At 60.2% G+C, this 11,783-nt stretch carries 9 protein-coding genes; 2 read left to right on the top strand and 7 right to left on the bottom strand.

Annotation, left to right across the window (positions count from 1 at the left end):
* The first annotated feature begins 6 nt into the window (after positions 1–6).
* A complete protein-coding gene (locus NUV89_RS12960; RefSeq protein WP_257781633.1) occupies positions 7–1,245 on the top strand; it encodes a transporter associated domain-containing protein in 1,239 nt (412 codons plus the stop codon).
* Between the two features lie 55 nt (positions 1,246–1,300).
* Here NUV89_RS12960 and NUV89_RS12965 read toward each other — a convergent pair whose 3' ends face one another.
* Complete coding sequence (locus NUV89_RS12965; protein ID WP_257781634.1) at positions 1,301–2,911, bottom strand: ATP-binding protein; 1,611 nt, start codon at positions 2,909–2,911, stop codon at positions 1,301–1,303.
* Positions 2,908–3,630, bottom strand: a complete 723-nt coding sequence (locus NUV89_RS12970; RefSeq protein ID WP_257781635.1) for a response regulator — start codon at positions 3,628–3,630, stop codon at positions 2,908–2,910. The genes NUV89_RS12965 and NUV89_RS12970 overlap by 4 nt, the downstream gene beginning before the upstream one ends.
* A gap of 685 nt (positions 3,631–4,315) precedes the next feature.
* Between NUV89_RS12970 and NUV89_RS12975 the strand changes: the two genes are divergently transcribed.
* Positions 4,316–7,210 (top strand): ribonucleoside-diphosphate reductase subunit alpha, encoded by a 2,895-nt coding sequence (locus NUV89_RS12975; RefSeq protein WP_124528211.1) that lies wholly within the window; start codon positions 4,316–4,318, stop codon positions 7,208–7,210.
* Between the two features lie 108 nt (positions 7,211–7,318).
* On the opposite strand, the gene NUV89_RS12980 is transcribed toward NUV89_RS12975, so the two are convergent.
* From NUV89_RS12980 to flgB, 5 genes are all read right to left on the bottom strand, one after another.
* Positions 7,319–8,419 (bottom strand): hypothetical protein, encoded by a 1,101-nt coding sequence (locus NUV89_RS12980; RefSeq protein ID WP_257781636.1) that lies wholly within the window; start codon positions 8,417–8,419, stop codon positions 7,319–7,321.
* 163 nt (positions 8,420–8,582) lie between these two features.
* The gene (gene flgE, locus NUV89_RS12985; RefSeq protein WP_017738191.1) at positions 8,583–9,899 is read right to left on the bottom strand and encodes a flagellar hook protein FlgE; all 1,317 of its coding nucleotides are present in this window, start codon (positions 9,897–9,899) and stop codon (positions 8,583–8,585) included.
* 31 nt (positions 9,900–9,930) lie between these two features.
* Entirely contained in the window at positions 9,931–10,650 is a 720-nt protein-coding gene (gene flgD / locus NUV89_RS12990; protein WP_017738192.1) for a flagellar hook assembly protein FlgD, read from the bottom strand.
* Between the two features lie 16 nt (positions 10,651–10,666).
* On the bottom strand, positions 10,667–11,110 hold the full coding sequence (gene flgC, locus NUV89_RS12995; protein WP_003233500.1) for a flagellar basal body rod protein FlgC: 444 nt from the start codon (positions 11,108–11,110) through the stop codon (positions 10,667–10,669).
* A 3-nt stretch (positions 11,111–11,113) separates the two neighbouring features.
* Complete coding sequence (gene flgB / locus NUV89_RS13000) at positions 11,114–11,521, bottom strand: flagellar basal body rod protein FlgB (RefSeq protein WP_017529461.1); 408 nt, start codon at positions 11,519–11,521, stop codon at positions 11,114–11,116.
* Positions 11,522–11,783: the final 262 nt, after the last annotated feature.

Here is an 11,783-nt window from a genome sequence, read left to right on the forward strand (position 1 = left end):
GCGATCATGGACAACTTGCCCCTGGGGCCGATGCTCGCGGTAATCGCCTTGCTGGTGTTATGGGCGGCGCTTTTTACCGCCATCGAAGCCGCACAACAACACCTGCTGGCCCTGCGCCCCGGTACACGCCAGGGTGACAAGGCGGCGGCCCGCCTGAATTTCCCACGCAACAGCCTGATCCTGTGCAACAGCCTGTGCCGTGCGGCGGTGGTGATCCTCTGCACGCTGCTGGCGATCTACGCCTGGGCGCAAAACGGCCCTTGGCTGGGCTGGATGATTTCCTGCGCGATCCTGCTGATCCTAGCCGACTACCTGCCCCGCGCCCTCGCCACGCGCTATCCGCAGGCGGTGCTGGGCTTTGGCAACACGCTGCTGGGCGTGCCGCTGAAAATCCTTTATCCCCTGGCCTGGCTGCTCAATGGCATCAGCCTGTTGCTGTTGCGCCCCTTCGCGCGCAAGTCCGGCGTGGTGAAAAAGAGCGACGAGCCGTTGCCCGACCATGATGACGAACCCGAGCCGCAGGCCGACGAAAGCCGCACGCCCGGCATGCCGGGCATCCACGCCCTGGACAACATCACCGTCAACGACATCCTGGTGCCGCGCAGCGAAGTGGACGGCATCAACCTGGATGACTCGATCGACGAGATCATCGAGCAACTGCGCACGTCCCAGCGCACCCGCCTGCCGGTATTCCACAGCGATATCAATCAGGTCGAAGCCGTCCTCAACACCCGGCAGATCCAGCACCTGCTACCCGACGCCAGCCTGACCAAGGAAGCGTTGCTCGCCGCCTGCCACGAACCCTACTTCGTCCCGGAAAGCACGCCGCTGCAACTGCAACTGCTGAACTTCCACAAACAGCAGCGCCGCCTGGGCATGGTGGTGGACGAATACGGCGAAGTGCTGGGCATTGTCACCCTGGAAGACATCCTTGAAGAAATCGTCGGCGAATTCGAAAGCGAACAGGGTGCGGACAACCCGCATATCGAAGCGCAGCCCGATGGCCGCTACATTGTCGATGGCGCCGCGTCGATCCGCGAACTGAACAAGAGCCTCAACTGGCACCTGCCCAGCGACGGCCCCAAGACCCTCAATGGCTTGGTGACCGAAGCGCTGGAGACCATTCCCGATTGCGCGGTGTGCCTGAAGATCGGCCGTTACCGCCTGGAAATCCTCGAGACCGAGGACAACCGGGTCAGCAAGGTGCTGATCTGGCATACCAGCCGGGTGCCCGTCGCCGCCTGACTATCTGACACAACGCGGTAAAGATGTGGGAGCGGGCTTGCTCGCGAAAGCGGTATCAGGGTTTCTCCTGATCCCTGGGCCAACTCAGGCTGAAACAAGCTCCACCCAAATTGTTGCTCTTGCCGATCAACGCCCGCCCACCATGCCAATAGATAATCCGCCGCACAATCGACAACCCCAGCCCATGCCCGCCCGATGCACGGGTACGGCTGTCGTCCAGGCGCAAGAACGGCGTGAAGATGCGCTCCCAGGCGCTTTCCGGCACGCCCGGGCCGTCGTCCTCCACATCGATGCGGCAACGCACCTGCCCCACCTGGTAGCTGATGATGACTTGACCCTGAGCGTGCCGCATGGCGTTGCTCACCAGGTTTTGCAGGGCGCGGTGCAGGTAGCGCGGTTCGGCTTCGACCCAGGCGTCATCCCAATGCGCCGAGGACAGGCAAATGCCCCGGCTGACCGAGACCTGCGGGCGCAGTGGCGATAATTCGCCGATCACCTGGTCGAGCAACGCACTGAGGTCGACACGCTGGAAATTCAGCTCCGGCGCGCCCTGCTCCAGGCGGGCATAGGTGAGCATTTCGTCCACCAGGCCGTCGAGGTCCTGGATATCGCTGTCCATGCCCTCCAGGTATTTGTGCCGCGCTTCTGGCGTGGTGGCATCGCCGACCATCTCCAGGCCGAAACGCAGGCGCGCCACCGGTGTGCGCAATTCGTGGGACACGGCACGCACCAGCTCACGCTGGATCGCCAGCAGTTGCTGCAAGTGCTCGGCCATGCCATTAAAGGCCGCCGCCAGGCGCCCCACCGAGTCGGCGCCACGGGCGGGCACGCGCACTTCCAGGTTGCCTTTGGCGATCCGTGTGGCGGCGGCTTCCAGGCCTTTGAGGCGCCGCTCCAACTGGCGCACCAATAGATAGACGATCAAGCCGATCAGGGTCAGGCCGATCAACGCGATGAGGATCAGCCATTGCGGCGGGTACGGGTTCATCTGATACAACGGGCCGATTTCCAACACCCACGGCGTGCCGACCATGCCGGCAAACACGCGGATCGAATCGCCGCCCTTGCCCAGGGCCATCACCGTGTCGCCTTCCGCGACGCGACGGCGCTGGTCGTCGTCCATATCGGCCTGGTCGAGAGCCATCAGGTGCATCTCGAAGCCAAAGCCCTTGGCTTCCTTTATATCGGCCAGGCGCTGCGGCTGCTCGGCGACGGGGTAGCGCACCAGCTCATCGGCCAGCAGGTAAATCGTCGCACGGGCCAATTGCTCGCTGATCTGCTGCACTTCGCCGGTCAACACCAGCGACTCCTGCTCGCTGACCAGGCGCAGCACCCGCGCCGCATGGGGGCCGGTCTGCTGCACCAGCACCTGGCCGCGTTGCAGGCGATTGCGCTGGCTCAGGTCCAACTGCGCGTCGCTGAGGCTGCGCAGTTCCAGGGGAATGCCGAGCAAGCGCTCCCACACCGCCAGGGCGCGCTGGCGCTCGATGGGGCTCATGGGCTTGAGGTTGTCGCCCATCAGCGCAAAAGTGCCGTGGGCCAGGCGCTCGCGGTACTGGCCGCTGCGTACCTCGTTGAGCAGGTGCAGGGCCAGCACGCCGAGCAGCGCCACCAGGATCAGCGCCGCGCACATGCCGCCGTAGATGCGCAGGAAGATCGAGTTCACAGCGGCATATCGGCGGCGGCTTCGGGGACGAACAGGTAGCCTTTGCTGCGGATGGTCTTGATGAGGCGCGGGTGGATCGGGTCGTCGCCTATTTTTGGGCGGATGCGCGAAATGCGCACATCAATGGAGCGGTCCTGGCCGTCGTAGCCGATGCCGCGCAGGGCGATGAAAATCTCTTCGCGAGACAGGATGCGCCCGGCATTCGCCACCAGCAGCCATAAAAGGTCGAACTCGGCGCTGGTCAGTTCGATACTGCCATCCTGCAACCAGGCCTCACGCAGGGCGTTGTCCACCACCAGCGGGCCGAATTGCAGGCGGCGGCTTTCTACGTGGACCGGTTCGGCCGGTTCGCTGCGCCGCAGCAGGGCCTGGATGCGCGCCAATAAGAGGCGTGGGCGCACGGGTTTGCACACGTAGTCGTCGGCGCCCATGTCGAGGCCGAGCACCTGGTCCATGTCGTCGGTGCGCGCGGTGAGCATCAGGATCACGCCGTCATAGCGCTCGCGCACCTTGCGGCAGATGCTCAGGCCGTCTTCGCCGGGCAGCATAAGGTCGAGGATCACCAGGTCCGGTTGTTCGGCGATGATCCGCGCCGCGGCCAGGGCGCCGTTACCTTCCACCGCGACGCGCAGGCCGTTGCTTTCCAGGTAATCACGGGTCAACTCGGCCAATCGCTCGTCGTCCTCGACGATCAGTATTTGCCAGGCTTCTTGCTCCACGGGTGGTCCTCGTTGTTATTAGACGTTCTTATGACCGCTGCAGATTTAAATGTGGGAGCGGGCTTGCTCGCGAAAGCGCAGTGTCAGTCACTGAATGTGCTGCTGATACACCGCCTTCGCGGGCAAGCCGGCTCCCACATTTAGTGCTCCGTCGGCCGTACCCTGTTTGTCATGTTTTAGAGGCATAACAGAGGCCGATTGTAGCCATGCTCATGGCCGGTAGCACAAGGCGGGAAATCCATTCGGTGATCGCGATAATCTGTGATAGGGTTCGCGCCCTTCGAAAACGGCCCAGCTGTTTTGAGCCGGAAATATTTCATGACAAACGGCGTAACGCAGCAGCAATGCGGCCTACACGCAGGTTCTACCTTTCATACACATTTTACCCACAGCGTTATCCACAGGTTACTGCGTTGCCAACCCTTCCGAAACGCATTATCTTGTACCTCGGCCTCACGACAGACCCTATATGTGGGGTTTTTGACCGAATTGCCCAACCACACAAGTGGTGCGAAATTCAAGGGTTTTATTGCTGACGCAGTAGGGAACCAACCGATTTTTCAGTAGACCAAACCGCTCACGCGGATGGCAGCTGTTTCCCATTCCCCGATATGGAAAACGGTACGGGTGTTGCAGGAAGAGCCTGGCACTCGCAATCAAATATAGAACGTGGAGACAACCCCCCATGCAAACCGACACAACTCGCGAGAACCCGCAAGGCTCCGTGACGCAGGCCGCTGATTCGAACCTGGATCTGTCCGCCACCGCACCCGGCCAACTGCGCGTGATCAAGCGTAACGGCACTGTCGTTCCTTACACCGATGACAAAATCACCGTCGCCATCACCAAAGCGTTTCTTGCAGTTGAAGGCGGCACCGCTGCCGCTTCGTCGCGCATCCACGACACCGTTGCCCGCCTGACCGAACAAGTCACTGCGACCTTCAAGCGTCGCATGCCATCGGGCGGCACCATCCACATCGAAGAAATCCAGGACCAGGTCGAACTGGCCCTGATGCGTGCCGGCGAGCAGAAAGTAGCCCGCGACTACGTGATCTACCGTGACGCCCGCTCCAAAGAGCGCGCCGTGCGCACCCCGGCCGAAGAAGCGGCCGTGCAAGCTCACCCGTCGATCCGCATCACCCTGGCCGACGGTACGTTTGCACCGCTGGACCTGGGCCGCCTGAACACCATCATCACCGAGGCCTGCGAAGGCCTGGAAGAAGTCGATGGTGACCTGATCCAGCGCGAAACCCTGAAGAACCTGTACGACGGCGTGGCCCTGACCGACGTCAACACCGCCCTGGTGATGACCGCCCGTACCCTGGTTGAACGCGAGCCGAACTATTCGTTCGTGACCGCGCGCCTGCTGATGGACACCCTGCGTGCCGAAGGCCTGGGCTTCCTCGGCGTTGCCGACAGCGCCACCCACCACGAGATGGCCGACCTGTACGCCAAGGCGCTTCCAGCCTATATCGCCAAAGGTATCGAATTCGAATTGCTGAACCCGATCCTGGCCACTTTCGACCTGGAAAAACTCGGCAAGGCGATCAACCACGAGCGCGACCAGCAGTTCACGTACCTGGGCCTGCAAACCCTGTACGACCGTTACTTCATCCACAAGGACGGTATCCGCTTCGAACTGCCGCAAGTGTTCTTCATGCGCGTGGCCATGGGCCTGGCGATTGAAGAGAAGCACAAAGAAGACCGCGCCATCGAGTTCTACAACCTGTTGTCGTCCTTCGACTACATGTCGTCCACACCGACGCTGTTCAACGCCGGCACCCTGCGTCCACAGCTGTCCAGCTGCTACCTGACCACCGTGCCGGACGACCTGTCGGGCATCTACCACGCGATCCACGACAACGCCATGTTGTCCAAATTCGCTGGCGGCCTGGGCAACGATTGGACGCCGGTGCGTGCACTGGGTTCGTACATCAAGGGCACCAACGGCAAGTCCCAGGGCGTTGTACCGTTCCTGAAAGTGGTGAACGACACCGCCGTAGCGGTCAACCAGGGCGGCAAGCGCAAAGGCGCAGTGTGTGCCTACCTGGAAACCTGGCACATGGACATTGAAGAGTTCATCGAGCTGCGCAAGAACACCGGTGATGATCGTCGTCGTACCCACGACATGAACACCGCCAACTGGATCCCTGACCTGTTCATGAAGCGTGTCTTCGATGACGGCCAGTGGACCCTGTTCTCGCCGTCCGAAGTGCCGGACCTGCACGACCTGACCGGCAAGGCCTTCGAAGAGCGCTACGAGTACTACGAAGCCCTGTCCCAGTACCCGGGCAAGATCAAGCTGTTCAAGACCATCCAGGCCAAAGACCTGTGGCGCAAGATGCTGTCCATGCTGTTTGAAACCGGCCACCCATGGCTGACCTTCAAAGACCCGTGCAACCTGCGCAGCCCGCAGCAGCACGTGGGCGTGGTCCACAGCTCGAACCTGTGCACCGAGATCACCTTGAACACCAACAAGGACGAGATCGCCGTTTGCAACCTGGGCTCGATCAACCTGCCGAACCACATCGTCAATGGCAAGCTGGACACCGCCAAGCTGGAACGTACCGTCAACACCGCAGTGCGCATGCTCGATAACGTGATCGACATCAACTACTACTCGGTGCCACAGGCGCAGAACTCCAACTTCAAGCACCGTCCGGTCGGCCTGGGCATCATGGGCTTCCAGGACGCGCTGTACCTGCAGCACATTCCTTACGGTTCGGATGCTGCGGTCGAGTTCGCCGACAAGTCCATGGAAGCGGTCAGCTACTACGCGATCCAGGCTTCCTGCGACCTGGCCGACGAGCGCGGCGCCTACGAGACGTTCCAGGGTTCGCTGTGGTCCAAGGGCATCCTGCCGCTGGATTCGCAACAGATCCTGATCGAAGCCCGTGGCCAGAAGTACATCGACGTTGACCTGAACGAAACCCTGGACTGGGCGCCGGTACGTGCCCGTGTGCAGAAAGGTATTCGTAACTCCAACATCATGGCCATCGCGCCGACCGCGACCATCGCCAACATCACTGGCGTATCGCAGTCGATCGAACCGACCTACCAGAACCTGTATGTGAAATCGAACCTGTCGGGCGAATTCACCGTGATCAACCCGTACCTGGTTCGCGACCTGAAAGCCCGCGGCCTGTGGGACTCGGTCATGATTAACGACCTGAAGTACTACGACGGTTCGGTGCAGCAGATCGAGCGCATCCCGCAAGAACTCAAAGAGCTCTACGCGACCGCCTTCGAAGTGGACACCAAGTGGATCGTTGACGCCGCCAGCCGTCGTCAGAAGTGGATCGACCAGGCCCAGTCCCTGAACCTGTACATCGCCGGCGCATCGGGCAAGAAGCTGGACGTGACCTACCGCATGGCTTGGTACCGTGGCCTGAAAACCACTTACTACCTCCGTGCCCTGGCCGCGACCAGCACCGAGAAATCGACCATCAACACCGGTAAGCTGAACGCTGTTTCCAGCGGCAACCACGGTGATGATTCGGTGCTCGCTGCCCCTGCCGGTCCGGCGCCAGTGCCAAAAGCCTGCGCGATCGACGAGCCGGATTGCGAAGCTTGCCAATAAGCTGAGGCACTTTCAGGTTTAACTATCTGAAACAGTCAGCCCCCTGTAAGCCCAGGATTTCAACCGGGCTTACAGGGGGTTTTGTTTGCAGGAAACCCCTCTTTTTACTTACGCGTATCCCCGCTTGAAGCCCCAGGCAATCAAATTGGGATCAGTACGCGCACCGCCGAATTTCGTACCCCATCGATCCTCACTACCACCTATTACCGCCACCGAATGTGTCGCGTTATCCAAGGTGCCGGGCCTGCCCCTGGCCAACTCAGAAGGACTGACTCTGTCTACGAGATTTTCGTAGCCCAACCGATCAAAAGTCTCCTTAGCCCACTCCCCATTATTGATGCTGTTAATGGCTTCGCTGAAATTTCTCCCGGAAATCCCATCGTTACGCTGCTTCATTGCCTGAACGTTGTTCACGGCCAACATAAGATTCATAAACCCAAGCAACTTTGGATCCTGTCCTTGTAGTTGAGCCCTTGCTGCTGACTCGCGGTACTGCGCCTGCGTAACCCGGACAACATTACCGTCTTTAAGCGTTACATCATAATTGCCCGCCGAATCCCGCTGGACGTCCTTAAACACACCCGCTGGCCCATACTGCGCAATCATGGCCTTACAAGCCGAGATAGCCCCGCAATTACCTTCTTGTCCCTGATAGGCACCGGGAAAGAGATTTTTCGGCATTTCGCCAGGTTTGTAGCTACCCGGCTCGAAATTGGTTTGATGGGTTCCCGCCGTGACCGGCAAGTTACCCACCGACTCTCCCAGCCCCAGACCCCCACGGTCTAACCCCCCGCCCTCGTAGCGACCGCTGCCACCGCTTACACCACCACCACCGCCACCGCCACCTCCTCCCCCCCCGCCACCTGACTGCGATCCAACATCGGTAGACGCTTGATCTGGAAACAGCTCAGGGAACAGTGCCTTCAAAAACTCAAGCCAACTGTTAGGCGCGTCTTTCTTGAGCTGCTCAATAATCTCCTTGAACCTGCCCTCCCCTAACGTCTCGCGCAAATCATTCAGCTTGTCACGCAAGTCTCGAACCGTCTGGCTCTTGAAGGTTTTCTGGGCTTCTTCCAGCTCCTTGAGCAGGTTTAAAACAGCCTCCTTATCTGCAACTGTGCTGTCTTGCGCTTCATCAATGCGCGGTGCACTCGCCCCAGCAGACCAATACATCCGATCCCTGTTGCCTGATATTAATCCGTCCCACATAGCCTTCGCCCCTTGCAAACCTAGTGGCTCAATAGGTGGAGCAAAAGGGGCAGGCAGTTCCAACAAAACGCGAGTTCTCTGAGCGGACAGCCCCCTCCCGAAATTCAAAAAAAAACCCCTCAGCCGAGGGGTTTCTTTCTTCTGGAAGTTCAGGCAAACAGCATCACGTCATCTGAATGATGGTCTGCATGATGGTGCTCTGGGTGGAGATGGTCTTGGCGTTCGCCTGGTAGTTGCTCTGGGCCTTGATAAGGTCCACCAGCTCGTTGGTCAGGTTGACGTTGGAGTTCTCCAGGGAACCGGCCACGATCGAACCCAGGGTGCCCGCTTGCGGAGAGTCATAGCCCGGCTGGCCCGAAGCAAAAGTCTCTCTCCAGGTGGTGCCGCCAGCCGGTTGCAGGCCCTGTTCGTTGTTGAAGCTGGCCAGGGAGATCTGGCCAATGGCCTTGCTCTGCTGGTTGCTGAAGGTGGCGAACAGCACGCCGTTACCGTCGACTTTCAGGCCGGTGATCTGGCCGGTGGCGTAGCCATCGGTGACCGGCGGGTTGCGGTAGGTGGCCGAGTTGTATTGGGTGACGTTGGACATGTTGATCGCAATGCCGTCCTTGTTCGCCGTCGCGTCGTTGGCCTTCCAGACGCCGTCGGTCACCGTACCCGGCACCCAATCCTTGATGGTCAAGGTCGTGCCAGCCACACCGCCGGTCACGATGCTCTTGAGGTTACCGGCACCGTCGAAGGTCAACGTCGAAGGCACAGGCGGCTTCATGTCCGTAGCGTTACCGGTTGGCGGCGTACCGTCAGGGTTGCGGCCATCAATCAAGGTGTACGACTGCCATTCGTTGGCGTCGGTTTTCACCACGTACTGCACCATCGGGTGGGCGTTGCCCTGGGAGTCGTACAGCGTGGTGCTGTAGGACGTGGTGAAGGTATCGGTCTTCAGCGGATCGAACGGCTTCTTGCTCTGGTCGATGACCGGCTCGGAGGAGTTCAGGTTGCTGCTGGAATCCACTTTGGTGGACGCCTTTGGCGGCAGGTTGGCCAGGTTCAGTTGCAGGTCGACCAGGCCACCCTTGGTGATCTTGCCATTTTCGTCAGCCGCATAGCCCTGCAGGCGCGAGGTGCCGGTGTTGTTGGTGATGTAGCCGTCTTTGTCGGCACGGAAGGCACCGCTACGGGTGTATTCCAGCGAACCGTCGCTGCCCTTCTGCACGAAGAAACCGCCGCCCTGGATCGCCATGTCCAGGATGCCGCCGCTGGCGTTCACTTCACCCTGGGTGAACTGCTGGGACACGGCCGCCAGGTTCACGCCGTTGCCGATGGTGTTCTGGCCGGTGCCGAGCTTGGACGCGGCGTAGATATCGGCGAATTCCGCACGGGACGATTTGAAGCCGGTGGTCGCGACGTTGGCGATGTTGTTGCCGGTCACGTCCAGTTGTTTGTTGGCCGCATAGAGGCCGCTAAGGCCGATGTTAAAAGACATGTTTCTCTCCCTCTGCCGTATTTAGCCGGCTCTATGTACCGATAGTCTGAATTTGCGACAGCTTGACGCTGCCCATGCCGCCGGCAAGGTTCAGCAGCATTTCGCCGCCGGTCTTGCTCAAGGTCACGCTGGTGACGGTGGCTGGCAGCGAAGTCGCCAGGACAACCGCGTCGCCTTTGTCATTCTTGGTGGTGGCGGTAAAGGTGTAAGTGCCAGCTGCGGCAACCTCACCCTTGTCGTTCTTGCCATCCCAGATAAAGTCGGCCGTACCGGCGCTCTGCGCGCCCATATCGACGGTGCGGACCACATTGCCGTCTTTGTCGGTGATCTTCACCGAGACGTTGCCCACCGCCGACGTCACTGCGACGGAACCGGTCATGCTCTTGCTGGTATCCACCAGGGCCTTGTCGGTCTGGGTGATGATCGAACGCCCCACCAGCGACGACGCTTGCAGCGCTTGCGACGAGCTGAAGTTGCTGGAGATCGCATTCACCGAGTCGTTCAGGGTGTTGATGCCTTCCAGGCTGCTGAATTGCGCCAGCTGGGCCACGAACGCGCCGTTGTCCTGGGGCGACAGCGGGTTCTGGTTCTTCAGCTGGGTGACCAGCAGTTGCAGGAACGCATCCTTGCCCAGGGACTGGTTGCCCGTGGCCGCAGTGGCGGTGCTCGCAACGTTGTTCGTGGCGGTCTTGACCTTGGTGTTGAAAAGGTCCTGGACCGCCGTGTTGGTAGTGGTATCAACAATGGCCATTATTTGGCGCCCCTTATCACTGACCCAGGGTCAGGACCTTCTGCATCATGGTTTTGGCGGTGTTCATCATTTCCGCGTTGGTCTGGAACGAACGGCTGGCGGAAATCATGTCGGCCATTTCCTCGACCACGTTGACGTTGGGGTAGTAGACGTAACCCTTTTCGTTCGCAGCCGGGTGGTTAGGCTCGTAGCGGGCTTCCAGGTTGCTTTGGTCTTCGACCACGCCCAGCACCTGCACGCCGGAGCCGGCATTGCCCTGGTCCTGGAACAGCGAATCGCTGCCACCGCTCTGGCCGCCCTGGAACATGGTGGCGAACACCGGGTGACGGGCGCGGTAGGTCTGGTCAATGCTCGACGACACGGTCTCGGCGTTGGCGATGTTACTGGCGACGGTGTTCAGGCGCGTGGTCTGGGCGCTCATGCCACTACCGGCAATATTGAAAACACTGGACAGGGACATGGCTTACTCTCCACGCAGGGCTGACATCAGCCCTTTGAATTTGCTGTTGAGCAGGGTAAAGCTGGCCTGAAAGTTCACCGAGTTCTCGGCGTAGGCCGATTGCTCCAGCTGGGCGTCGACGGTGTTCTGGTCGATCGACGGCTGCATCGGCGTGCGATACAGCAGCGACTCATCCCCACTGCTCAGGCCTTGCGCTTCGATATGACGGTTGTTGGTCATGTTCAAGGCGAAGGTGCCGTTCTTGGTCTTGTCCTGCTGTGCAGCGAGCACGGCGGAGAAGTCCAGGTCCCGAGCCTTGTAGTTCGGGGTATCGGCGTTGGCAATGTTGTTGGCCAGGACTTCGGCACGCTGGGCGCGAAAGCCCAGGGCTTGTTCGTGGATACCGAGCGCTTTATCGAAGCTGATGCTCATGGCGGAAACCTTTAGGCTGACCTGCTGTTCGTTAGCAGGGTTATAGCAAGGTGTGTGCCAGTTTATGCTGAGCCCGTATTTAAAGGGTTTGAGGGCAGATTGCCGATGGCAATGCCAGAAAAGCGGCAAGCCGTTTCCGCGTGGCGCCAGTAAAGCGGCAATCCGGGTTGCCGCTATTGTCAGGATTGCCGCATAACAAATGTGGGAGCGGGCTTGCTCGCGAATGCGGTGGATCAGTCACCTCATCTATGACTGATATACC

Origin of the sequence: Pseudomonas sp. 18.1.10 (assembly GCF_024655625.1) — a bacterium.
In the GTDB taxonomy this organism is placed as follows: Bacteria; Pseudomonadota; Gammaproteobacteria; order Pseudomonadales; family Pseudomonadaceae; genus Aquipseudomonas.

What these genes read in the sequence shown, in the direction of transcription:
- NUV89_RS12960 (WP_257781633.1), top strand. Translation starts at nt 7, where the DNA reads ATGGACAACTTGCCCCTGGGGCCGATGCTCGCGGTAATCGCCTTGCTG.
- NUV89_RS12975 (WP_124528211.1), top strand. Translation starts at nt 4,316, where the DNA reads ATGCAAACCGACACAACTCGCGAGAACCCGCAAGGCTCCGTGACGCAG.
- NUV89_RS12980 (WP_257781636.1), bottom strand. Translation starts at nt 8,419, where the DNA reads ATGTGGGACGGATTAATATCAGGCAACAGGGATCGGATGTATTGGTCT.
- flgE (WP_017738191.1), bottom strand. Translation starts at nt 9,899, where the DNA reads ATGTCTTTTAACATCGGCCTTAGCGGCCTCTATGCGGCCAACAAACAA.
- flgD (WP_017738192.1), bottom strand. Translation starts at nt 10,650, where the DNA reads ATGGCCATTGTTGATACCACTACCAACACGGCGGTCCAGGACCTTTTC.
- flgC (WP_003233500.1), bottom strand. Translation starts at nt 11,110, where the DNA reads ATGTCCCTGTCCAGTGTTTTCAATATTGCCGGTAGTGGCATGAGCGCC.
- flgB (WP_017529461.1), bottom strand. Translation starts at nt 11,521, where the DNA reads ATGAGCATCAGCTTCGATAAAGCGCTCGGTATCCACGAACAAGCCCTG.